The following is a 23,267-nucleotide window of genomic DNA, read 5'->3' on the forward strand; positions in this document are numbered from 1 at the left end:
GTGGCGCACAGCCACCGGCCGAAGTCCTGCGAGGTCGCCATGTCCGAAACCCTGTCGCCGAGCCAGAAGCCGGTGGGAGTCGATCCCGACCGGCCGAGCATCGCGCGGATCTACGACGGGTTCCTCGGCGGCAACAACTACTACGAGGTCGACCGCGTGGTCATGGAGAAGATCCGCACGGCGGTCCCCGAAGCGGTCGACATCGCCCGCGGCAACCGCGGGTTCCACAACCGCGCGCTGCGGATGCTGGCGAACCAGACCGGGATCCGGCAGTTCCTCGACTGCGGCTCCGGCCTGCCGACAGCGGAGAACACGCACCAGATCGTCCAGCGCATCGACAAGGACCACACGGTCGTCTACGTCGACAACGACCCGGTGGTCCTCGCGCACGGCCGCGCGCTGCTCGTCGAGAACGACTTCACGCACATGGTCGACGCGGACATCTTCAAGCCGGAAGCGGTGCTCGCGAACGAGGACGTGCTGCGGTACATCGACTTCTCCGAGCCGGTCGCGCTGCTGCACGTCGGCACGATGCACCACTTCGAGGGCGACGGCGCCGTCGACGTCATGCGCGAGTACATCGACGCGCTCGCCCCGGGTTCGTTCGTCGTGCTGTCGCACTTCTTCGACCCCGAGGTGCCGGAGCTGACCGAGATCGCCAAGCGCATCGAGCAGATCCTGGTCCAGGGCCCGCTCGGCGCCGGCCGGTTCCGCACCCGCGCCGAGATCGAAGCCATGCTGCCGGGGCTCGAGTTCGTCCAGCCCAACGCGACTTCGGAGCCGGGGCTGGCCGTGTGCGACCAGTGGTGGCCGGACGGCCCCCGCCTCACGCCGCTGTCCGGTTCGGCGCAGTGCGTGGCCGGGATCGTCGGCGTCAAGCGCTAACGCAGCCGCCACCGGTGATCGGCGGTCCCGGTGTCGCCGAACTGCACCACCTGCGCACTGTCCGCAGTGGACATCCGGTCCACGCCGAGCACCTTGCCCGAGTTGCGGTTCACGATCCGGAACCAGCCGCTGCCGTCGTCGCGCAGGCGCCACTCGTGGTCGGGTGAGCCGTTGTCGGTGAACTGGACGACGATCGCGCTGTCCGCGGTGGACATCCGGTCGACCCCCAGCACCTTGCCCGAGTTGACGTTGCGGATCAGGTACCAGCCGGCCGCCGTGGGTTCGAACGTCCACAGGTGATCCGCGGTGCCGTTGTCGGCGAACTGCACCACCCGCGCACTGTCCGCAGTGGACATCTGATCGACGCCGAGCACCTTGCCCGAATTGCGGTTCTCGATCCGCACCCGCCCGTCGGGCACCAGCCGCCACAGGTGATCGGCCGTCCCGGAGTCGGCGAACTGCACCACCTGCGCGCTGTCCGCGGTCGACATGCCCGCGACGCCGAGCACCTTGCCGGAGTTGCGGTTCTTCAGGCGCCACCAGCCGTCGCCGTTGTCCACCAGCTGCCAGAGGTGGTCCGCGGTGCCGTTGTCGGCGAACTGCACGACGATCGCGCTGTCCGCGGTGGACATCCGGTCCACGCCCAGCACCTTGCCCGAGTGGTGGTTGCGGATGCGGTACCAGCCGTCGCCGTTCGCCACCAGGTGCCAGACGTGGTCGTCGGTGCCGTTGTCGGCGAACTGCACCACCCGCGCACTGTCCGCAGTGGACATCTGATCGACGCCGAGCACCTTGCCGGAGTTGCGGTTCACGATCCGGATCCCCGCTCCCCCGCCGCCGGCCACCCACGGGGTCCCGTCCGGCGTGGCGGTCGGGAACGCCGTGATCCGCAGCCGCGCCGCGCCCATCGGGATCAGCGTGACCGTCTCCACCGGGGCCGCGCTGCGAGCCGGTGACGCCTGCAGCGGCGTGACGACGTCCTGGTCGTCCGCGGTCCACTCGGCGATCTTCCGCGCGGACGCGGTGATCTTGACCGGTGCCGTGTCCGGCGTGAACGGGTTCGACGGCAGCGTCCCGCCGGTCGCGGCGAACGTCAGCGCCGCGTCCGGGGCCAGCCCGTAGTTCCACGGCGTCGTCGCGTGCACCGCGTATTCGGGGAACTGCGCGGTGCCGCCCAGCCGCTCGTAGCTTTCGCCGATCTTCAGCGAGTACGTCAGCGGGCCGTGGTCGACGGACACCGAACCGTGGTTCGCCTGCCACGTCCGCAGGGTCGTGCGCTGCGGCAGCGTGAGCGTGACGACGTCACCGTCCGCCCAGGTGCGGTCGACCTTGGCGAACGCCGGCCCGGCCGGGGCCGTGACCGCCGCGCCCGCGACCGTGAGCCGCGGCGCCGCGCACCAGGCCGGGATCCGGAAGTAGAGCGGGAACGCCAGCCGCTTCGGCGTCCGGACCGTGAAGGTGACCTGCTCGGAGAACGGGTAGGTGGTGTCTTCGGTGATCGTCACGGCGGTGCCGTCGCCGACCTTCGCGGTGACGCTGCTGGCCGAGAACATCGCCGCGGCCAGCCCGTTGTCCGGGGTGGCGAGCCAGAGTTCTTCGGTGAAGTACGGCCAGCCCATGCCGTAGTTGTGCGGGCAGCAGCGGTACTGGTCGACACCCGGCAGGTAGGCCTGCATCGCGAAGCCGTTCTGGAACTGGCCTTCGCTCTTGGGCACGTTGTCGAGGTCGACGCTGTTCGCGCTGGTGATGTAGTGCACCGCGCGCCCGTCCGGGTCGAGCGACGCGGGCAGCGAGTTGAAGGCCAGGTCCTCGCAGCGGTCGGCCCACACGGGGTCGCCGGTCAGCCGGGTGAGCAGCTGGTGGCTCGCCATGAACTCGACGATCCCGCAGGTCTCGAAGCCCTGCCGCGGGTCGCCGAAGCCGGGCCGGGCGTTCTCGTCGCCGGCGAAGCCGCCACCCGGAAACTGGCCGTAGGTGGCCATCACGGTGTCGTAGCCGGCGTAGGTGGCCTGGGTCAGGCTCGCGTTGCCGGACCGCAGCGCGTACTGGGCGGGTTCGCGGAAGCCCTGGGCGATGTTGACGTTGTGCAGGCTCGGAAGGTTGTCGACCCAGCTCGCGCCGAAGCTGTGGATCTTGTCGGCGAGGTCGAGCAGGAAGGTGTCGCCGGTGCGGTTGAACAGCCAGAACACGCTGTCCAGGCCGTCGCCCCAGCGGACGGACACCCAGCTGGAGTCGAACGCGCTCTTGCCCTGGGCGTTCATGTAGCGGAGGAAGCGGGTGAGGAAGGGGACGATCCGCGGGTCGCCGGTGTACTCCTGCCAGGACCGCAGCGCCTGCAGCAACGGCAGGTACGGCCAGAAGTCGGGGCCGTTGTTGAGCGCGGTGCGCAACGCCGTGGGGCCGAAGAAGCCGTCGGACTGCTGCGTGGCGAGGATGGCGTCGATCCACTGGCCGGCGGTGGCCTTCGCGGTGGCGTCCCCGGTGACGGCCGCGAGGTCGACGTAGCCGCGCAGCCAGTAGGGCACCTCCTCCCAGCCGCCGCGCTCCGGGTGAACCCAGCCGCTGGTCGTGAAATCGAGGAAGTGCGAGGTCTCGGCGTAGTGCCCGCAGAGGCCGTCGAGCTGGAGCCGCAGCTGCCCGGCGAGCCAGCCGCGGGCGGTGACCGCGCCGGGCGGCAGCTTGAGGAAGGCGGTGGGCTGCAGGGGCGCCGCGTTGGGCGCGTAGAGGCCGCCCCGCGCGGGTGCCACCGTCCGGACGCGGAGCGCGGCGGCGGCGTTCGGCGGGTTCACCCCGGTCAGCAGGGTCGCGGCGACGGCTCCGGTGACGAACTGCCTGCGGCTCAGCGACACGGGTACCAGCCTCCGCTCGTCGTTACAACGTTGTAAAAACAGTCTTACCCGGTTGATACAACGTTGTAAATCCGCCGAACGTCGGTGCCGAGGCTCAGGCGATGGTGCGGATGCGGCGGATCGCGAAACAGACCAGTGCCGCCGTCAGCAGCACGAAAATGCCGGTTTCGATGGCCTGGAACGTCCAGAACCGGTCGCCCGGCTGGAATTCCAGCCAGTTGGTCGTGCCCGGTTCGGCCGCGCACTGCCCGGGCGGGCACGGGCCGAGCTGGGCCTTCGGGAGCACCACCTGCCCGTCGACGCGGACGTTCTGCGTCAGGATCCAGTCGCCCGACGCCGGGTTCGGGGTCTGCGTGCCGGTCGGGGAGAACGTCCGCACCTGAGCAGGCAGGTAGCCGGGCCGGGCGAGGACCTCGACCGCGATCCGGACGACCGCGTACCCGGCCAGCGCGAGCGCCATCGCCGGCACCACGCGCCGCCAGTACGTCCCCGCGAAGATTCCCAGTGCCAGCGCGAAAAGCGTGTACGCGACCGGCACGATCCCCTGGACGTCGAACGCGAGGAACGCGAGCCGGCCGGTGCTCGCGGTGACCAGCGGCTCGAACCACCACGACACACCCAGCGCGTACCCGGTCGCCAAAACCGCCGTGATCGCGCCGGTCATGCCGAAGGTGGTGAGCGCCCACCGCACCCGGCTCACGCCCTGTGTCCACACCAGACGGTGGGTGCCCTGCTCGACCTCGCGGGCCACCAGCGGCGCGCCGAAGAACACGCCGACCAGCGCGGGCAGGACCACGAAGAGGACGGCGACGAACTGCAGGTTCCCGAACTCCCGCTGGAACTGGTGGCCGAGGCTTTCGCACCGCGCCACCGCTTCGGTCTGCGTGATCATCGACGCGGTCCCGAGCGCCTCGCGGCACGTCCCGAGGCCGAAGTCGCCGAACTTCGCGCGCATCGCCAGCCCGGTCGGCACCATGACCGCCGCGAGCAGGCCGAGCACGGCGACCGCGAACAACGCGGGCTTGCGGTGGCGGCGCCAGGTCAGCCAGATCACGCGGGCACCTCCGCCGCGCCGAGGTGCCCGAGCACCAGGTCTTCCAGTCCCACTTCGTGTTCTGTCCACAGTGGATCGATCGGGCCGGTGCGGCGCACCAGCAGCGTCACCTGGCGTTCGGTGTGGTGGGCGCGCACGACCTGCGCGACGCCCGCGATCTCGTCGCTGCCCGCCCGCGGGCCGACGACCGTGCGGTGCGCGTCGAGCAGGTCGTCGACCGGACCGGCCAGCCGGACGCGGGCGTCCTGGAGGACGACCAGGTGATCGCAGGTGCGTTCGAGGTCGGTCAGCAGGTGCGACGAGAGCAGCACGGTGGTCCCGTGCTCGGCCACCGCGCCCATGAGCGTCCGCAGGAACTCGCGGCGGGCCAGCGGGTCCAGGCTCGCGATGGGCTCGTCGAGCAGCAGGAGCCGCGGCCGTTTGGCCAGTGCGAGCGCCAGCGCGACCTGCGCGCGCTGCCCGCCAGAGAGCTTGCCTGCGGGGCGGTCCAGCGGCACGCTGCCGAGCCGCTCCCGCGCCGCCGCGGCGTCCCAGCGGCGGTTCAGCTTGCCGCCCATGGTGATCAGCTCGGCCGCGGTGAAGTCCCGGTAGAGCGGGGTGTCCTGGGCGACGAAGCCGATTTCCGCGAGCGCGGCGGCGGGCGGCTGCCCGAACACGCGCACCTCGCCCGAATCCGGCCGCAGCAGCCCGGCGGCCAGGTGCAGGAGGGTGGTCTTGCCCGCACCGTTCGGCCCGACGAGCGCGACGATCCGCCCGGCCGGCACGGCCAGGTCGCAGTCGCGCAGGGCCCAGGTGCGGCGGTACCGCTTGCCCAGCCCGCGGGTTTCGACCGCCAGCTCCATCTCCGGCTCCCCTAGTTTCGCGCGTCCAGTGTTCATCGCCGGCCAGAAATGCGCCCCAATGTGGCATTGGGTGCGTCCAGCGCACCCAATGTGGCGTTCGGTGCGTCTGACGCACCCAACGCCACATTGGGGCGCTTGCCCCGCACGGCAACCGGCGTGGCGCGCACCGTCGTCGCGATCACCAGTTCATCCCCCGCTACCCGCGCGGTACCGCTGTTCCGCGCATGGTCGTCTCGATCAGCGCCGCGATGTCGTCCGGCGTCATGCCCGCCGCGTCGGCGCGCTCGAGCCAGGCCAGCAGCTCGTCGCGCAGGTTCGCCTGGGCGCCCAGCGACGGGCCGGCCAGGTCGCCGGTGACGAACGTGCCCACCCCCGGCCGTCCTTCGGCCAGGCCCTCCAGGACCAGCTCGCGGTAGGCCTTGAGCACCGTGTTCGGGTTGATCGCCAGCTCCTGCGCGACCTCGCGGACCTTCGGCAGCTGGTCGCCGGGGCGCAGCAGGCCGACCCGCAGCGCCTGCTTCACCTGCACGACGAGTTGCATGTACGTGGCGACCCGGGAACGGCCGTCCAGGACGAACTCGATCACCGGGACCTCCTACTGTCCTACACCAGTAAGACAACACCGGGAAGCGCGGCGCTGTCAAGGTGGTGCCCGCGGGCATAGGGTCTCGATCGGAAGGCACACCGGCACCGGGAGGCAGGCATGGCGTTGTTGGACGCGCTGAGCAAGGCGATCACCTCGGGGGCGGTCGAGATCGTCGACCTGACCGCGCCCCTGAGCTCGAGCACGCCGATCCTGCGGCTGCCGGAGCCGTTCGCCAACACCATCCCGTTCCGGCTCGAGGAGATCAGCCGCTACGACGAGCGCGGGCCGCGCTGGTACTGGAACGACATCCACACCGGCGAGCACACCGGCACCCACCTCGACGCGCCCGTGCACTGGGTGTCCGGAAAGGACGGTCACGACGTCTCGCGGGTGCCGCTGAAGACGCTCGTCGCGCCCGCGGTCGTCCTCGACTTCTCCGCGCGGGCGGCCCAGGACCCGGACTTCCTGCTCTCGATCGACGACGTCCGCGCCTGGACGGCCGAGCACGGCCCGCTCCCCGACGGCGGCTGGCTGCTCTACCGCACCGGCTGGGACGCGCGAAGCGACGACCAGGAGCGGTTCCTCAACGCCGACGAGTCCGGCGCGCACTCCCCCGGCGTCTCGCCCGAGTGCGCGCGGTGGCTCGCCGAGGAGACGCCGATCACCGGGCTCGGCGTCGAGACCGTCGGGACCGACGCCGGGCAGGCGCCCGCCCTAGAGCCGATGTTCCCGTGCCACGAACTCCTGCTCGGCGCGGGCAAGCACGGTCTGACGCAGCTGCAGAACCTGGCGGCGCTGCCGCCGACCGGGACGGTGCTGGTGGTCTCGCCGCTGCCGATCGTCGGCGGCTCCGGCAGCCCGGCCCGCGTGCTCGCGCTGGTGGAGCGGTGAACGTCGCCGAACTCGTCGGCCGGACCCTCGCCGGCCTCGGCGTGGGCACGGCGTTCGGCGTGGTGGGCAGCGGCAACTTCGAGGTGACCAACGCGCTGCGCGCGGGCGGCGTCCGGTTCGTCGCCGCCCGCCACGAGGGCGGCGCGGCGAGCATGGCCGACGCCTACGCCCGGATGAGCGGGAAGGTGTCGGTGCTGTCGCTGCACCAGGGCTGCGGGCTGACCAACGCCATGACCGGCATCACCGAAGCCGCCAAGAGCCGGACGCCGATGCTCGTGCTCACCGCCGACTCCGCGGGTGCGTCGGTGCTGTCCAACTTCCGCGTCGACCAGGACGGCCTCGCCGCGGCGGTCGGCGCGGTGCCGGAGCGCGTGCACTCGGCGGCGAGCGCGGTCGCCGACACCGTGCGCGCCTTCCGGACCGCGCGCCAGCAGCGGCGGACGGTCGTGCTGAACCTCCCGCTCGACGTCCAGGCCGAGGCCGCGCCCTTGATGCCCGCGCTGCCGCCGATCCCGGGTCCCGCGGCGCTGCGGCCCGATCCCGCTTCGGTGGCCGCGTTCGCGGACCTGCTCGCGGCCGCCGAACGCCCGGTGTTCATCGCCGGCCGCGGCGCCCGCGGCAGCCGGGAACCGTTGCGGGAACTGGCTTCGCGGTGCGGCGCGCTGCTGGCGACGTCCGCCGTCGCGCACGGGCTGTTCCACGGCGACCCGTTCGCGATGGGCATCTCGGGCGGCTTCGCGTCGCCGACGGCCGCCGAGCTGATCCTCGGCGCCGACCTCGTCGTCGGCTGGGGCTGCGCGCTGAACACGTGGACCACCCGGCACGGCAAGCTGCTGAGCCCGCACGCGAAGCTCGTCCAGGTCGACGTCGAGCAGGCGGCCCTCGGCGCGCACCGGCCGGTCGACCTCGGCGTCGTCGGCGATGTCGCGGGCACCGCGGCGGAGGTGCTGGCCGTGGCGAAGGAGAGCCAGGGGTACCGCACCGAAGAGGTCGCCGCCCGGATCGCGACCGGGCGCTGGAACGACGTCGAGCACGAGGACCTGTCCCACGGCGGGCGCATCGACGCGCGGACGCTGAGCAAGCTGCTCGACGAGCTGCTGCCCGCGGAGCGGATCGTCTCGATCGATTCGGGCAACTTCATGGGTTACCCGAGCGCGTACCTCTCGGTGCCCGACGAGCAGGGGTTCTGCTTCACGCAGGCGTTCCAGAGCATCGGGCTCGGCTTGGGCACCGCGATCGGCGCGGCGCTCGCCCGCCCGGACCGCCTGCCGGTGCTCGGCACCGGCGACGGCGGGTTCCACATGGCACTGTCCGAACTGGACACCGCGGTCCGGCTGGGGCTGCCGCTGGTGGTGATCGTCTACCACGACGCCGCCTACGGCGCGGAGGTCCACCACTTCGGCGACGCCGACATGACGACGGTCCGCTTCCCCGACTCCGACGTCGCCGCCATCGGCCGCGGTTTCGGCTGCACCGGCGTGACGGTCCGGTCGGCCGAGGACCTGTTCGCGGTGCGCGAGTGGCTGAACGGGCCGCGGACCACGCCGCTGGTGATCGACGCGAAGATCGCCGACGACGGCGGTTCGTGGTGGCTCGCGGAGGCGTTCCGGCACTGACCCGGCCTTGACAAGTGCCAGGGCCGGCCTGAATGCTGGCCGAGTTGTCTTACAGTCGTAAGACAGTGGGGGAACTAGTCATGGAGCCCTTGATGCGCCTCTTCCTGGCCGTACTGGCGGCCGTCACCCTGTTCGCCGCGCCGGCGGACGCGGGCCAGTCCCGCCCGCCCGCCGATCCCGCGGGCGCGTTGCTCGCCGCGTTCGACGACCACGCGATCGTCGCGAAGTCCAGCCCGGACGTCGGGCCGTTCGTCTTCGACCTCGTCCGCGACCCGCGCTTCCCCGGCCGCGTGAACGACATCGCCGTGGAGTGCGGGAATTCGCTGCTGCAGCCGTTGCTGGACGACTACATCGCCGGGGGTGACGTCCCGGACGTCAGCCGCGTCTGGCGCGACACGACCCAGCCGAGCTGCGGGTTCTCGACGTTCTACGAGCAGCTTTTCGCGCTGGTGCGGCAGGTCAACACGACGCTGCCCGCCGCGCGGAAGATCCGGGTGCTGGCGTGCGATCCACCGGTGGACTGGAGCCGCGTCCAGGCGCCGGCCGACCTGGAGCCGTTCCTGGACCGCGACACGACGATCGCCTCGGTGGTGGAGACCCAGGTGCTGCAGAAGCACCGGAAGGTCCTGATGCTGTTCGGCCTCGGCCACCTGACGCACGACGGCGGCAGCGGCGCGGTCGCCCGCCTGGAGCGCGCCCACCCCGGTGCGGCGTACGTCGTCGCGGATCACCGCGGGTTCACTGTGGACAATGCCCGGCTCGAGCAGCGGCTGGGTTCGTGGCCCGCTTTGGTACCGGTGCAGGGTTCCTGGCTCGGCGGCCTCGAGACGACGTACTTCCCGCTGAACCGGGAGTACCCGCCGGGCACGCGGGGATACCCCGGCGTGGACGCGTACCTGTACGAGGGCCCGGCGGACACGCTGCTGCGCGAACCGCTGTCGGCCCGCGCGATCCTGGACAACGACTATCTCACCGAACTGCGCCGGCGGGCGGCCGCGATCCAGGCCCCGCCGGACGGGATCGAGTGGCCGGAGTTCTTCTTCCAGCGGGAGCGCACGTCCGGAGTCCTGCTGCACGGCTAGTCTCGCGCGGGGCTCGTGAGTGTTTGTTCGGGTTCTAACCCGACTAAACACTCACGACCGGGTGCGAGACCCAGACGTTCGGCTCGACGTAGACCGCGAAGTCCTCGGCCACCGAGACGAACACCGGGGCGAGCGCGCCCGGGACGGTCGCGACGCCGTCTTGGTCGAACGGCAGGCCGGTCCAGCGCCGCCAGTCCGCGAGCGGTGCCTGGACCGTCGCCGAACAGGGGGCGATCGCCTCGACGCGGCCGCCCGCGCGGACGTGGGTGCGCAGCCAGCGGTCCGCGGGCAGCCCGTCCGCGCGGGTCTCGGCGGCGTACTCGCGCATCGGCTTCGACGGCACCGCCGCCTTGTCCGGCGGCCGGACCGGGATCACCAGCGAGCCCAGCCCGGCCGCCGCGGCGGCGTCGCGCATCGCGGCCAGCACCGTGCCGGCGTGGCCGCGGCCCTGGTGCTCCGGGTGCACGGCGATCTCCAGCGCGCCCGCGGTGTCCGCCGCGACGTCGTCGAGCGCGTCCTCCGCGGCCCACACCGCCACTTCGTCCCAGCCGCGGGCGGGCAGCGTTCCGCGACCGCGGAACGGCACCATGATGCCGCGCGCGATCGGCTGGTCGCCGTCGAGCAACGCGACGACGAGGTGCGGCCAGCGGCGCGCCACCCGGCGGCCGCGCACCAGCAGGCTCGTGAGGCTGCCCGCCATGAACGACGGCGAACCCGGCGGGTACGGGATGGCGTAGACGGCCTCGGCCAGGTCCGGCCGCCGCGCCAGGGTCGTCAGCACCTCAGGTGCCACGGGACCACGATTCCAGTGCGATCAGCGTCTTCGTCCCCGTCACCTGGTGGTGCCGCCGGATCTCGTCGATCGTCTTCTGCAGGTGCGCCATGTCGCGCACCCTCAGCCACACCAGCGCGTCCGGGTCGCCCGCGATCGTGAAGACCGCCTGGGCCTCCGGCATCCGGGTCGTCGTGCGCAGGATCTCCGCGACCTTCGTGTTGCCGACGAAACGCAGCTCGGTGAACGCCTCGATGCCCCAGCCCAGCTTCGCGTGGTCGACCTGGACCGTGAAGCCGGTGATCACGCCGGTCTCACGCAGCCGGTCGATGCGGCGCTTGACCGCGGCCGTGGAGAGGGTGACGCGGCCGGCGATGTCGGACAGCGTGCGGCGGGCGTCCTCGCGCAGCAGGCCGAGGATCTCGTGGTCGGTCGCGTCGAGCAGCTCTTCGGGCATGCGTGCGAGCGTAACTCCGCGCAAAATTCCGAGCCAACCGGAGCGCGGGGCCTCCGAAGTTTGCGTATAGAGTCCCGGAACGCCAACGCCTGTTGCGTCGCTGTGGCCGGCGTCGCACTGTGCCCGGAAGCACATCGAGAGGAGCCTCGCCGTGGAGACGTTCACGCTCGAAGACCGCTATCTGCGGGAGGCGGGGACCGTGCACCTGACCGGGGTGCAAGCCCTGGTCCGGCTGCTGTTCGACCGCGTCCGGCACGACCGCGCCCGCGGGGGCGACCCCGCCGTCTTCGTCTCGGGCTACGAGGGCTCCCCGCTGGCCGGGTACGACCTCGAGCTCGGCCGCCGCTCGACGCTGCTGGAGAAGCACGACGTCGTGCACCGGCCCGGGCTCAACGAGGAGCTGGCCGCGACCTCGGTGATGGGCAGCCAGCTCGTCGCGGGCGCCGGCGGGAAGCGGGGCGTCACCGGCTTCTGGTACGGCAAGGCCCCCGGCCTCGACCGGGCCTCCGACGCGCTCCGCCACGCCAACCTGGCCGGCACCGACCCGCGTGGCGGCGCCGTCGCGCTCGTCGGCGACGACCCGAACGCGAAGTCCTCGACCGTGCCCTGCGCGTCCGAGCTCGCCCTCGCCGACCTGGCGATCCCGATCCTCTACCCCACCGACTCCCAGGACGTCCTCGACCTCGGCATGCACGCGGTCGAGCTGTCCCGCGCGGCCGGCGTGTGGACGTCGCTCAAGATCGTCGCGAACGTCGCCGACGCGTCCGGCACCGCCACCGTCAGTCCTCAGTGGACCGCGCCGGAACTCGAGCGGGCGTACCGGCACACGCCGACGTCGCGGCTGCTCGGCACCAGCCTCGCCGAGCTGGAGCGCAGCCTCTTCACCGTCCGGCTCCCGCTGGTCACGGAGTACCTGCGCGCGAGCGGGATCAACCGCATCACCGCGCGCGGGCCCGCCGACCGGATCGGCATCGTCTCCGCCGGCAAGTCCTACCTGGACCTCCAGCAGGCGCTGCGCGCGCTCGGCCTCGACGCGGGCGCCCTGGCGAAGTACGGCATCCGCGTGCTCAAGCTCGGCGCGATCCACCCGCTGGAGCCCGCGATCGTCCGCGAATTCGCCGAAGGGCTCGACGAGATCGTCGTCGTCGAGGAGAAGCGCTCGTTCGTCGAGACGGCCCTCAAGGAGGTGCTCTACGGCGTGCCCGGCGCCCCCGCGGTGACCGGCAAGAAGGACCGCGACGGCCGCACGCTGTTCACCGAGCTCGGCGAGCTGGACCCGGACGGCGTCGCGGCCGGGCTGGCCCGGCGGCTGCCCGGGGGCATCCCGCCGGTGGAAGCCCACCAGGCCCGCCGCCGCCGCGAGCGCATCTCGGTGCCGCTGCTCGCGCGGACGCCGTACTTCTGCTCGGGCTGCCCCCACAACTCCTCCACCAAGGTCCCGGAAGGCACGCTCGTCGGCGGTGGCATCGGCTGCCACACGATGGCCCTGTTCATGGAGCCCGACCAGGTCGGCACCGTCCTCGGTGTGACGCAGATGGGCGGCGAGGGCACGCAGTGGATCGGCATGGCACCGTTCGTCGACGCCGAGCACTTCGTGCAGAACATCGGCGACGGCACCTTCACCCACTCCGGCAGCCTCGCGGTCCGCGCGGCGGTCGCGGCCGGCGTCAACATCACCTACAAGCTGCTCTACAACTCCGCGGTGGCGATGACCGGCGGCCAGGACGCGGTCGGCGGGCTGCCGGTCGAGAAGGTCGCCGAACTGCTGCTCGTCGAGGGCGCGAAGCGGGTCGTGATCACCAGTGACGCGCCCGCGAAGCTGCGGCGCCGCAAGCTCCCCGCCGACGTCGAGGTGCTCGACCGCACCGAACTCCTGGCCGTGCAAGAAGAACTCGCCGGCGTCAAGGGCGTCACCGTGCTGATCCACGAGCAGGAGTGCGCGGCCGAGAAGCGCCGGAAACGCCGCCGCGGCAAGCAGACGGCGCCGGCCACCCGCGTGGTGATCAACGAGCGCGTCTGCGAAGGCTGCGGCGACTGCGGGACGAAGTCGAACTGCCTGTCCGTGCAGCCGGTGGCGACCGAGTTCGGCCGCAAGACCGCGATCCACCAGTCGTCGTGCAACGTCGACTACTCCTGCCTGGCCGGGGACTGCCCGTCGTTCGTCACCGTCGTGCCGACCGGGAAGAAGCAGCGGCGCAAGCTCGGTGAGCTGGCCGCCGACGCGATTCCCGCGCCCGCGACGTCCACGACGGACTTCACCGTGCGGATCACCGGCATCGGCGGCACCGGCGTGGTCACCGTGACGCAGATCCTCGCCACGGCGGCGGTGCTCGACGGGCGGCACGTCCGCACGCTCGACCAGACCGGGCTGGCGCAGAAGGGCGGCGCCGTCGTCTCCGACCTCAAGGTGACGGCGGAACCGGTCGAGCAGGCCCCCAAGCTCGCCACCGGCGAGTGCGACCTCTACCTGGCGTGCGACGCGCTCGTCGGGGCGGACGCAGCCAACCTCGCCGTGGCCGACGCCGAGCGGACCACCGCGGTCGTGTCGACCACCGAGGTCCCGACCGGCCGGATGGTCGTCGACACGACGGTGTCCTTCCCGGACCCCGGCAGCGTCCTCGCGCCCATCGACACCGCCGCATCGCGCACGGTTTCGCTCGACGCCCGCGGTCTCGCCGAGGAGCTGTTCGACGACGACCAGTTCGCCAACGTCCTCCAGCTCGGCGCCGCCTATCAGACCGGCGCGATCCCGCTGCCCGCCGCGGCGATCGAGCGCGCGATCGAACTGAACGGCACCGCGGTGCCGGCGAACCTGCAGGCCTTCCGCCGCGGCCGTCAGCTCGTGGCCGAGCCGGAGGCACTCACCTCGGCCCCCGCGCCGGCCCGCCGGGTCGCGCAGCCCTCCGCGCGCAAGCTGGTCCACGCCGAGTCCGGCTCCGAGCTGGCGCGGCTGCTGGACGTCCGGCTGCCGGACCTGGTCGCCTACCAGGACGAGCGGTACGCCCGCGCGTACGCCGAGTTCGTCGAGCGGGTGCGGGTGCTGGAGGACGGGCCGACGGAGATCACCGAGGCCGTCGCGAAACACCTGTACAAGCTGATGGCGTACAAGGACGAGTACGAGGTCGCCCGGCTCTCGCTGGACCCGGCGTTCACCGACGGCCTCTCGGAGCAGTTCGGCGAAGGCACGAAGTACGCCTACCGGCTGCACCCGCCGGTGCTGCGCGCGCTCGGCATGAAGCGCAAGATCAGCCTGGGCCCGTGGTTCCGGCCCGCGTTCAAGCTGCTGCACGCGTTGCGCAAGCTGCGTGGCACCCGGCTCGACCCGTTCGGCCGCGCCGAAGTGCGGCGGGTCGAACGCAAGATGGTCGAGGACTACCGCACCACGATCCTGCGGGCGTTCAGCGGCGGCGACGCCGACCGGGCGCGGGTGCTCGCGCTGGCCGAGCTGCCCGACCTGGTGCGCGGCTACGAAGACGTCAAGCTGGCCAACGTGGCCCGGTACCGGCAGAAGCAGGCCGAACTGCTCACGCTCGTAAATAGCTGAGCATCGCGCCGGCCTGGCCGGGGACGCGCAGCTTCGCGCTGACGTCCCCGGCGTGCTGCCGGGCGGCGGCGGTGCCGATGCCGAGCAGCCGCCCGATCGTCGGCACCGAATGCCCCTCGGCCAGCAACGCGACGACTTCGCACTCGCGGTCGGTCAGCGCGGCCACCGGATCGCCGGGACGGCGCTTCGCCAGCTGGACCGCCACGACGTCCCGGTCCAGCACGGTGCCGCCGGCCGCGACGCGCCGGAGTGCGTCGAGGAACTCGTCGGGCCGGCCGACGCGCTCCTTGAGCAGGTACCCGGCCCCGGCCCCGCCGGCGGCCAGCAGGTCGCCCGCGTAGCCGTCTTCGACGAACGAGGACAGCGCGAGGATCGCCAGCTCCGGCACCCGGCGCCGCGCTTCGAGGGCGGCGCGCAGCCCTTCGTCGGTGAACGTCGGCGGCAGCCGGACGTCGACGACGGCCAGGTCCGGCGCCGCCGCCACGACCGACGACACCAGATCGCCCGGGTGGTCGACGGCCTCGACGACGTCGAACCCCTCGCTGCGCAGGAGCAGCACGAGCCCCTCCCGCAGCAGGGCGTCGTCCTCCGCGATCACGATGCGCACGGCGGCTTCCTCCTCGTCGTCCCCCTGCCTGATGCACGGACGCGTGGGCGGAAGCGTTCAGTGGAGGACGGGCCGGACAGGGTCCCGGCAAAGTCGACGGCCCCCGCTCGAGCGAGGTCGCGAATGAGTCATTGGCGGCTTGGGAGGTCCCGAATGAGTCATTCGCGACACCGCCTTCGGCAAGCCGCTCGGTGCGCGGGAAGCGGAGCCCTGAGGGGCCGGGCGCGCGCGTCAGCCGTCGGCGGACCAGCCGCTCAGCCGGGTCAGCAGGCGCTCCAGCACCTGCGGGTCCGCGGTCACCGGCTCGCCGGAGACCGGCTCGTCGACGAGGGTCCGGCGGTCCTGGCGGCGCGGCAGGCGCACCTGCTTCGCGTTCATGCCGCCGGGCAGCGCCAGCTCGCACCAGGTCGTGCGGGCCCCGCCGGCGCCGTGTTCGACGCCCACCCGCTCGCCGGGCCCGGCCTTCGGTTCCGGCAGGCCGGGGACGTCGTCGTCGACCTCGACCACCAGGACCGCGGCGCTCAGCCGCAGCCGCAACGTCACGAACGGCGGCGCCTTCGGGTTGCCGGCCTCGATCACGGCTTCGACCAGCCGTCTGGCGGCCGCGGTCGTCTGCTCCAGCATGGGCCGCAGGGACCAGTCGGTGAGAATCAGGCGGACGAACAGCTCGGTCACCGGCAGCGCGCTGGGCTGCGCGACGAGCCGGATGTCGTCCATCTGGGAGGTGTGCGCGCTCAAACCTGACCTTCCTCACCCAGGTGCGGCCTCCGCGGGTACCGCAACATGCCAACCGCCCGCGGCGGCACGGTACCGCCCGCGCCCGGCGCCGCCGCCGTCGGGGCCATGGGTGAGCGTCGTGAATGAGTCATTCAGGTCACCGGATGTCCTGAATGACTCATTCAAGACGTTCGAGTCAGACGCGCGCCGGGAGCCAGAGCTCGTCGATGACGCGCTCCGCCGTGGCCAGGCTCGCGTCGGCCAGCGGGATGAGCTCCGCCATCGCCGGGTTGACGTGGGCGAGCGTCAGCTCCGCCGTGATGAAGCGCGGCTCGAGGCCGGTCAGCGAGACGCCGTGCGGGAGCCACTGCTCGGCGTGGTCCCAGCCCGCGCGGGGCGTGCCTTCGCCGTACCCGCCGCCCCGGGAGGCCAGCACGATGAACTCGCGGCCGCCGAGCAGGCCGGACTGCGTTTCGTGGTCGACCGAGAGGCCGGGGGCGATCAGGTGGTCGACCCACGTCTTGACGCTGCTCGGTGCGCCGAAGTTGTACAGCGGCAGGCCCAGCAGGACGGTGTCGGCCGCCTTGATCTCGGCGACCAGTTCGGTGGTCCGCGCCCACGCGGCCGCCTGCTCGGGCGTGTGCTGCTCCGGCGGCACCGTGCCGGCCAGGCCGCTCGCCGAGTCGATGTGGGGCAGCGGGTCGGCACCCAGGTCGCGGTAGGTCACCGTGCCGTCCGGGTGCGCGGCGCGCCACGCCGCCGCGGCCCGCGCGCTGAGCCGGCGGCTCACCGAGCGCTCGCCCTGGATGCTCGAGTCGATGTGGAGGAGATGCGCCATGTCGTTAGCCGCCCGTATATCGTTGGTGTAAGACAAACCATTAATAGCACATCGACCATCGGGTCGCTCATATACTGGGCAGATGACGTCGCTGCCGGTCGTGAACCAGCCGCCCCACCGCTGCGGGGCGCTGCTCGGCCAGCTGACGCGCAGGCTCCAGACCCGCAGCGATTCGGTGCTCAAGCCCCTCGGGCTGCGGCCGCGCCACCTGATCGCCCTGACCGTCCTGCGCGACCTGGGCGGCAGCTCGCAGCAGGACCTGGCGAAGACCCTGGAGATGGACAGCACGAACGTCGTCGGGCTGCTCAACGACCTCGAAACCGAGAACCTGATCGAGCGCCGCCGCTCCCCCGTCGACCGGCGCCGGCACGTCGTCGAGCTCACCGACGTCGGCGCGAAGCTGCTCGCCCGGGCCGAGTTCGCGCTCGCCGCCGTCGAGGACGAGGTGTTCAGCGCGCTGAGCGGCGACCAGCGCGAGGAGCTTTACGAACTGCTCCACCAGGCGACCAACAAGACCGAGACGCAGGCCTGCACCGAGACCGTCGCGGACTGCTGAGGCCTCAGCCCCCGGCGATGTCCTTCGCCAGCTGCCGCGCTTCCGGCAGCGTGAACTTCCCCGTGATCTGCGTTTCGCCGCCGGTGATGGCCGACTGGACGGACGGCGCGGTCAGGACGCGGCTCTTGAGCACCATCGCGACCTGCTTGCCGACGTTCTGCCCGGTCCACTCGGCCCAGGTCTTCGTGCCCTTGGCGGTGAAGCTGAGGGTGATGACCGGGCTCCCGGTCCGCGGATCGGCGATGGCGTCGACCCGGCTCACGTCCGCGCCGCTGAGGAAGCCCGGGCCGAGGACGTACTTCGTGCCCTGCGCACGGTCGCAGCTGATCAGCGGCAACGCCGGGTCGTCGCGGCCGTCCAAGGGATCCGGCTGGTCCTTGACGCAGTCGAATCCCTGCACAGCGGCCTGCTGCGCGGCGAGATCGGTGCTTTGCCGCTCAGCCGCCGTCCCGGTGGCCGGGCCGGGCGGCGCTTCGAGCAGGACCGGCCGGAACCGCAGCACCGTCCCGTCCTTGACGACGAACCCCTTCGGCACGGCGTGCCCGGCGATCTCGGGCGAGCACCCGGTGGCGAGCACGGCGACGGCCGCGAGCAGGAGGATCCGCACGCCGCCCATTCTGTCGTGCCGGCCTACCCGGCCGCCAGCACCGCTTCCAGCCCGGACGCCTGCGTGCGCCAGTCGGCCGCGTTCGGCGTGACCCCGGTCCAGCGCAGCCCGATCCGGTTCAGCGAGTCCCGGTCGCCCGCCCACAGCGCGTCCGCCTGCTTCTGCGCGAACGCGCGGTAGGTCGCCGAGCCCGTCGCCGCGGCGAGGTCTCCGAAGTAGCGCGTGAAGATGCCCTTGAACTGCTTCTGGTTGTCGTCGCAGGAACCCGTCTCGCAGGACTCGACGAGCACGCCACCCGACGTCAGCCGCGCCATCGCCGCGTCCGCGAGCCGCTTCGCCGCGTCCAAATAGGACTGGACGCCGGTGCCGCGCCACAGCTCCAGCAACCCGCCGATGCCGAGGCCCTGGTTGTACGTCCAGACCGTCTGGCCGTTGTTCGCGCACGACGACGTCAAGCCGTCGTTCACCAGACCGGAGGCGTTGACCAGACCGCTGCCCAGGTACCAGTCCCCCGCCGTGCGAGCCCGCTGGCCCCACACCGTGTCGCCGGCGATCCGCCGGTGCAGCGACGCGGTCAGCCGCAGGTACAACCCCGCGGTGACGGCGTTCTTGTACGTCCGCTCGCGGTCCCACCACACCCCGCCGCCGCAGGTGCCGGTGTCCCAGAACCCGTGGACGTAGTCCGCGATCGTCGTCGCTTCGGTGAGGTACCGCGAGTCGTGGGTGCGGTCGTAGACGGCGAGCCAGGCCAGGCCCCACCACGCGCTGTCGTCGATCGCCCGGCTGACGAAGTGCCCGTCGATCGGGTCGGAACTCCGTACCCCGGCGGGGAAAGCGACCCGGTTGACGTCGAAGGTGCGGGCCAGCGCGGCGTCGAACCCGCCCGCGTCGGCCACCGCCGTCACCGCGACGGCGGAGTTCCACCAGCTCGACGGCCACCACGCGGTGTAGGGCTCGTAGGACCACATCAGCGCGTCGAGCGCGCCGGCCGCGCGGGTCGTCGCCGGGCGCGCCCACGCCGTGCAGCTGCCCTGGGCGTGCGTGGCTTCCCGGCCGCACGCGCGGACCGCGCCGCCGTAGAGCCGGCCGCGGGGATCACGCGTGGCGAACGCCGTCGTGCGCGTGCCCACCGCGCCCGCGGGGGTGCTCGTGCGGCCCAGCGACGAACCGTCCGGCCAGCTCGCGCCGGCGTCCCACGAGCGGTCGAGCCAGATCTCGTCGCCGGCGCCGCCGGCTTCGATCCCGGCCCACGCCATCCCGCGGCCGTCGAAGTGCAGCCGGATCGTGCGGCCGAACAACGTCGTCGCCGCGACCGGCTGGCTGTCCCCGGCTCCCGGGGCGCTCCGGTCGCACGCGCTGTCGCAGACGTCCGGGTAGATCCAGGCGGTGCAGCCGACGCCTTGCGCGTCCCCGCAGGCGCGGACCAGGCCGCGGCGGTGGTGGGCCGGGTCGGTGAGGTTGTACATCAGGGTGCGGGTGCCGGTCCACGAGCCGGGGACGCTCGCCTTGCCCAGCAAGCCTTCCCAGGAGGCGCCGCCGTCCCAGGAGCGGTCGAGCCAGACGGCGTCGCCGGCGACGCCGTTGTCGATGCTCGCCCAGGCCATGCCGTCCGGGTCGGACGCGTGCAGCCGCAGCACGCGCCCGTTGATCACCTTGTCGGGCAAGGGAAAGCTCTCGCGCGCGGCCCGCGACGGGTCGAGGGTGTCGCACGACGTGACGCACACCGCGGCGGCGGTCGTCGCCGCGGTCGCGGGGATCGGGGTCAGGGAACCGAACACGAGCAGCAGCACGAGCAATGTCCGCATCGACATCCCTCTCCACGCACCGGAGTTCCTTCCAGCATAAGAACACCGGGCGGGATAAGCGAAGGATTCTGTCCGGTCGGGCCGCGTTCCGGACAACGGTGGTCTAGTCCTCCGGCGGGAACAACCGCGGCATGACCGCGAGCATCAGCGCCGACCAGGCGACGTGGGTCAGCACCGGGGCTTGCACGCCGCCCGAGCGGTGGCGTTGCACGGCGAAGAGCGTCCCCATCACCGCGGAGGCCAGTACCAGCGCGGGATTGCGCGTCGCCGCGGTCGACAGGACGTACGCCGCGGTGGCGCCGCGCGGCCCGAAGGCGTCGTAGAGCGCACCGCGGAAGAAGACCTCCTCCGCCGCGCCGGTGACCAGCGTCGTCACCGCCACCGACGCCGTCGAACCGCGGTGGGCGTGGTCGAGCACACCGGTGATAGCGCGCCGCAGCAGCGGGATGTGCCGGGCCACCAGCGCGCAGCCGTAGAACGCGCCGAACGCGCCCGCGCCCACCACCAGCGGCTGGACGACGTCGGGGCGACCGCGCGGCACCCGGCCCGCCCCGGCGAACCAGGTCGCGGCGACCGACGCCGTGAGCGTGTGGAACCGGCGTGACCCGGAACGGCTGGCCAGGGACGCGCCCAGCAGCCCGGACCCGGCGGCCGTGACGGCGGCCAGGTACGCCCGTCGTCTCACGCGGTCCGCCTGCTCTTCGCGCGTTCGCCCAGCGCCTGCAGCACGGCGTCGTCGTAGCCCAGCGGCTCGAACTCGACGATCCGGCGGATCGCGTCGTCGCGGACGACGACCTCGTTGGTCATCGAGTCGATCAGCGCCCGCCCGGTCGTGACGTCGATGTCGGTGACCAGCGAAAGCCAGTACGACGACAGGCGCGGGGACAGCAGCGGCACCGGCAGGATCAGCAGCGGCCTGCCCTCGATCGCGGCGACGCGCTGCAGCATGTCCCGGTAGGCCAGCACTTCCGGGCCGCCGATCTCGAACGTCTTCCCCTCGGCCTCCGGGTGGTCGAGCACGCCGGCCAGGTAGCGCACGACGTCGGCGATCGCGATCGGCTGGGTGCGGGTGCGGACCCAGCGCGGGGTGACCATCGCCGGCAGGTGCTCGACCAGCTGGCGGGTCAGCTCCCACGACGTCCCGCCGTGGCCGATCACGATCCCGGCGCGCAGCACGGTGACCGGCACGCCGGTCTCCCCCAGCAGCCGTTCGACCTCGCGGCGGCTGGCCAGGTGCTCCGACAGCGAGTCGTCGTCATCGCCGAGCCCGCCGAGGTAGACGATCCGGCGCACACCCGCGTCGGCCGCGGCGCGGGCGAACTCGCGCGCGGCGTCGGCGTCCCGGCGCTTGAAGTCCGCGCTGTCGAGTGAATGCACCAGGTAGTAGGCGGCTTCGACGCCCTCGAGCGCGTCCCGCAGGGAACCGGCGTCGGCGACGTCGCCCCGCACGGCTTTCCCGGCGCCGCGGTACTTCGCGGGGTGGCGGGTCATCGCGAGCACGTCGTGCCCGGCCCCTTCCAACGCCGGGCACAACCGGCTGCCGACGAAGCCGGACGCGCCGGCGACCAGTACCCGCATGCCCGCGACGTTAGCCGGGACGTCGTTCGCGCGCAGATCGTCCGCCCCCGGCGAAGCACACCGCCGCGACCACGCCCGCGCAGCCGATCAGCTGCGGCACGCTCGGAGCCTCCCCCAGCAGGACGATGCCCAGGAGCACCGCGCCGACCGGTTGCAGCAGCATCAGCGTCGCGCCGGTGGTGGCCGACATCCGGGGCAGCGCGGCCGAGATCAGGATCCACCCGGTCAGCTGACCGACGAGGGCGAGCGCGACCAGCCAGCCGAACGCCGCCGGGGGCGGGGTCAGGTCGAGCGTGCCGGTCGGGACGCCGGCCACGAAGGCCACCACGCCCGCCGAGATCGTCGCCAGTGCGAGCGAGTGCGCCTGGGTGCCCTGGCCACCGCTGAGCCGGATCAGGAACAGGTAGACCGCGTAGCCGGCGCCGGCCAGCAACGCGGCGACCGCGCCCGTCACCGGGTCCGGGCCGAACGAGCCGGTGCCGGCGAAGCCACCGGCCAGCACGATGCCGCCGAGCAGCACGGGCGCGACGACCAGGAAGAGCTTCGACGGCCGCTCGCGCAGGAACGCGAACGCCAGCACCGGCACGATGACCACCTGGACGGCGAGCAGCACGGTGGCGACCCCGGCGCCGACCCGTGGGATCGCCTCGCCCCACAGCACGAAGTCGACACCGAGGCCGGCACCGGCCAGCAGGGGGAAGAGCACGCGGCGGTGCACCGGCCCGGCCGTCCGCCGTTCCCGCGCGGCGAGCACCAGCAGCACGGGCAGGGCGAGCAGGCAGCGCCAGAACGCGCTCGTGCTGCCGCTGGTGTGCGAGACCTTGATGAAGACCGACGACAGCGAGATGCAGAAGCTGCCGAGCGCGGCCAGCAGCCGCGGGTCGAACCGGCTGGTGAACGCCGGTGCGGTGGTCGTGGGGCGGGACGCGGTCGTGGTCACCCCTCCAGCGTGCGGGTCGCAACTGTCAAGGACAAGCGAATGTTCCTTCGCGGAACCCGGTAGCATCGCTACCGTGTTCGGACTCGAGCGGATGCGGGCGCTGCACGCGGTCGCGAATCAGGGCTCGGTCGCCGCCGCGGCCGCCACGTTGCACGTCACGCCCTCCGGCGTGTCCCAGCAGCTGGCGAAGCTGGAGCGGGAGGCGGGCCAGACCCTGCTGGAACCCCACGGCCGGGGCGTCCGGCTGACGAAGGCGGGCCAGGTGCTGGCCGGGCACGCCGAACGGATCCTCGCGCAGGTGGCGGAGGCGAAAGCGGATCTGGAGCTGCTGCGCGAGGACGTCTTCGGGCCGCTGCGGATCGGCGCGATCCCCACGACGGTGCACGCGCTGCTGCCGCCCGCGCTGACCACGCTGTCCGCCCAGCACCCAGGGCTGGTGGTGACGCTGCACGAAGGCGAGGCCGAGCACACGATCCCCCGGGTGGTGTCGGGTGAGCTCGACGTCGCCGTGGTGGAGAGCTGGGCGGACCGCCCGACGGAGATCCCGCCGTCGGCGACGGCGCTGCCGCTGTTCGCCGACGTCGCCGACCTCGCGCTGCCCGCCGGGCACCGGCTGGCCCACCGCAAGGCCGTCGACCTGGCCGAGCTGGACGACGTGCCGTGGATCGCCTGGAGCGCCGGGTCCGGCTGCTACGAGTGGCTGACGCAGGTGCTGCGCGAGCAGCGGCTGGAGCCCCGGATCAGCTGCACGGTCGGCAGTTACCCGACGCAGCTGGCCCTGGTGGCGGGCAACATCGGCGCGGCACTGGTGCCCCGGCTGGCCCGCGACCGGCTGCCCGACGGCGTCCGCATCCTGACCACGCGCCCGGCGCTGGACCGGACGATCTTCGCCGTCTGCCGGGCGGGCGAGGAGGACCGCGGCGCGGTACGCGCGTGCCTGGACGCACTCCGGGCGGCGTCGTCGCGCTTCGAGCCCGCCGGCCGCTGACGGCGCCACGCAGCGCGACCACCTCGCTCAGCAACGGACCAGGACCTGTCCCG

Annotated in this window: 21 protein-coding genes; 7 read left to right on the forward strand and 14 right to left on the reverse strand. The window is 72.5% G+C overall.

Going from position 1 to position 23,267, the window contains the following annotated elements; genetic code table 11:
* Positions 1-39 precede the first annotated feature (39 nt).
* Positions 40-885 carry an SAM-dependent methyltransferase gene (locus SD460_RS45935; RefSeq protein ID WP_290050129.1) on the forward strand — a complete coding sequence of 282 codons (846 nt, stop codon included), beginning with the start codon at positions 40-42 and terminating at the stop codon, positions 883-885.
* On the opposite strand, the gene SD460_RS45940 is transcribed toward SD460_RS45935, so the two are convergent.
* From SD460_RS45940 to SD460_RS45955, 4 genes are all read right to left on the reverse strand, one after another.
* The gene (locus SD460_RS45940) at positions 882-3,734 is read right to left on the reverse strand and encodes an RICIN domain-containing protein (protein WP_318307761.1); all 2,853 of its coding nucleotides are present in this window, start codon (positions 3,732-3,734) and stop codon (positions 882-884) included. The genes SD460_RS45935 and SD460_RS45940 overlap by 4 nt on opposite strands.
* A gap of 94 nt (positions 3,735-3,828) precedes the next feature.
* The gene (locus tag SD460_RS45945) at positions 3,829-4,788 is read right to left on the reverse strand and encodes an ABC transporter permease (protein WP_290050134.1); all 960 of its coding nucleotides are present in this window, start codon (positions 4,786-4,788) and stop codon (positions 3,829-3,831) included.
* Positions 4,785-5,630 carry an ABC transporter ATP-binding protein gene (locus SD460_RS45950; protein ID WP_290050136.1) on the reverse strand — a complete coding sequence of 282 codons (846 nt, stop codon included), beginning with the start codon at positions 5,628-5,630 and terminating at the stop codon, positions 4,785-4,787. The genes SD460_RS45945 and SD460_RS45950 overlap by 4 nt, the downstream gene beginning before the upstream one ends.
* 196 nt (positions 5,631-5,826) lie before the next feature.
* Positions 5,827-6,216 carry a GntR family transcriptional regulator gene (locus SD460_RS45955; protein WP_290050138.1) on the reverse strand — a complete coding sequence of 130 codons (390 nt, stop codon included), beginning with the start codon at positions 6,214-6,216 and terminating at the stop codon, positions 5,827-5,829.
* A gap of 117 nt (positions 6,217-6,333) precedes the next feature.
* Here SD460_RS45955 and SD460_RS45960 point away from each other — a divergent pair, with 117 nt between their 5' ends.
* The 3 genes from SD460_RS45960 (at position 6,334) to SD460_RS45970 (ending at position 9,805) form a co-directional block, all read left to right on the forward strand.
* Positions 6,334-7,107 carry a cyclase family protein gene (locus tag SD460_RS45960; protein ID WP_290050139.1) on the forward strand — a complete coding sequence of 258 codons (774 nt, stop codon included), beginning with the start codon at positions 6,334-6,336 and terminating at the stop codon, positions 7,105-7,107.
* Entirely contained in the window at positions 7,104-8,723 is a 1,620-nt protein-coding gene (locus SD460_RS45965) for a thiamine pyrophosphate-binding protein (RefSeq protein WP_318307762.1), read from the forward strand. Before SD460_RS45960 ends, SD460_RS45965 begins: the two co-directional genes overlap by 4 nt.
* 92 nt (positions 8,724-8,815) lie before the next feature.
* A complete protein-coding gene (locus SD460_RS45970) occupies positions 8,816-9,805 on the forward strand; it encodes a hypothetical protein (RefSeq protein WP_290050145.1) in 990 nt (329 codons plus the stop codon).
* 43 nt (positions 9,806-9,848) lie between these two features.
* Here the strand turns inward: SD460_RS45970 and SD460_RS45975 are convergent, their stop codons facing one another.
* Complete coding sequence (locus SD460_RS45975) at positions 9,849-10,598, reverse strand: GNAT family N-acetyltransferase (protein ID WP_318307763.1); 750 nt, start codon at positions 10,596-10,598, stop codon at positions 9,849-9,851.
* Positions 10,588-11,034, reverse strand: coding sequence for an Lrp/AsnC family transcriptional regulator (locus SD460_RS45980; protein WP_247021884.1), 447 nt, complete (start codon positions 11,032-11,034; stop codon positions 10,588-10,590). Before SD460_RS45980 ends, SD460_RS45975 begins: the two co-directional genes overlap by 11 nt.
* A gap of 151 nt (positions 11,035-11,185) precedes the next feature.
* Here SD460_RS45980 and SD460_RS45985 point away from each other — a divergent pair, with 151 nt between their 5' ends.
* Positions 11,186-14,578 carry an indolepyruvate ferredoxin oxidoreductase family protein gene (locus tag SD460_RS45985; RefSeq protein ID WP_318307764.1) on the forward strand — a complete coding sequence of 1,131 codons (3,393 nt, stop codon included), beginning with the start codon at positions 11,186-11,188 and terminating at the stop codon, positions 14,576-14,578.
* Here SD460_RS45985 and SD460_RS45990 read toward each other — a convergent pair.
* The 3 genes from SD460_RS45990 to SD460_RS46000 all read right to left on the reverse strand — a co-directional run bounded on the left by SD460_RS45990 (position 14,559) and on the right by SD460_RS46000 (position 16,740).
* Positions 14,559-15,185, reverse strand: a complete 627-nt coding sequence (locus SD460_RS45990) for a response regulator (protein WP_318307765.1) — start codon at positions 15,183-15,185, stop codon at positions 14,559-14,561. The two genes, SD460_RS45985 and SD460_RS45990, sit on opposite strands and share 20 nt — an antisense overlap.
* A 231-nt stretch (positions 15,186-15,416) precedes the next feature.
* A complete protein-coding gene (locus SD460_RS45995) occupies positions 15,417-15,923 on the reverse strand; it encodes an ATP-binding protein (RefSeq protein WP_290055406.1) in 507 nt (168 codons plus the stop codon).
* A gap of 175 nt (positions 15,924-16,098) precedes the next feature.
* Positions 16,099-16,740 (reverse strand): FMN-dependent NADH-azoreductase, encoded by a 642-nt coding sequence (locus SD460_RS46000; protein WP_290055408.1) that lies wholly within the window; start codon positions 16,738-16,740, stop codon positions 16,099-16,101.
* Between the two features lie 82 nt (positions 16,741-16,822).
* Between SD460_RS46000 and SD460_RS46005 the strand changes: the two genes are divergently transcribed.
* The gene (locus SD460_RS46005; RefSeq protein ID WP_290055410.1) at positions 16,823-17,296 is read left to right on the forward strand and encodes a MarR family winged helix-turn-helix transcriptional regulator; all 474 of its coding nucleotides are present in this window, start codon (positions 16,823-16,825) and stop codon (positions 17,294-17,296) included.
* Positions 17,297-17,300: 4 nt separating this feature from the next.
* Here the strand turns inward: SD460_RS46005 and SD460_RS46010 are convergent, their stop codons facing one another.
* From SD460_RS46010 to SD460_RS46030, 5 genes are all read right to left on the reverse strand, one after another.
* Positions 17,301-17,903 carry a SecDF P1 head subdomain-containing protein gene (locus tag SD460_RS46010; protein ID WP_290055412.1) on the reverse strand — a complete coding sequence of 201 codons (603 nt, stop codon included), beginning with the start codon at positions 17,901-17,903 and terminating at the stop codon, positions 17,301-17,303.
* A 23-nt stretch (positions 17,904-17,926) separates the two neighbouring features.
* A complete protein-coding gene (locus SD460_RS46015; RefSeq protein WP_318307766.1) occupies positions 17,927-19,708 on the reverse strand; it encodes a glycoside hydrolase family 76 protein in 1,782 nt (593 codons plus the stop codon).
* Positions 19,709-19,811: 103 nt separating this feature from the next.
* Positions 19,812-20,393, reverse strand: a complete 582-nt coding sequence (locus SD460_RS46020; RefSeq protein WP_318307767.1) for a CPBP family intramembrane glutamic endopeptidase — start codon at positions 20,391-20,393, stop codon at positions 19,812-19,814.
* The gene (locus tag SD460_RS46025) at positions 20,390-21,286 is read right to left on the reverse strand and encodes an NAD(P)H-binding protein (protein ID WP_290055418.1); all 897 of its coding nucleotides are present in this window, start codon (positions 21,284-21,286) and stop codon (positions 20,390-20,392) included. Before SD460_RS46025 ends, SD460_RS46020 begins: the two co-directional genes overlap by 4 nt.
* Before the next feature lie 10 nt (positions 21,287-21,296).
* Positions 21,297-22,226, reverse strand: a complete 930-nt coding sequence (locus tag SD460_RS46030) for a DMT family transporter (RefSeq protein WP_290055420.1) — start codon at positions 22,224-22,226, stop codon at positions 21,297-21,299.
* A 73-nt stretch (positions 22,227-22,299) separates the two neighbouring features.
* Here SD460_RS46030 and SD460_RS46035 point away from each other — a divergent pair, with 73 nt between their 5' ends.
* The gene (locus tag SD460_RS46035; protein ID WP_290055422.1) at positions 22,300-23,214 is read left to right on the forward strand and encodes a LysR family transcriptional regulator; all 915 of its coding nucleotides are present in this window, start codon (positions 22,300-22,302) and stop codon (positions 23,212-23,214) included.
* The last annotated feature ends 53 nt before the right edge of the window (positions 23,215-23,267 follow it).

Origin of the sequence: Amycolatopsis solani, assembly GCF_033441515.1 — a bacterium.
Lineage (GTDB): Bacteria > Actinomycetota > Actinomycetes > Mycobacteriales > Pseudonocardiaceae > Amycolatopsis > Amycolatopsis solani.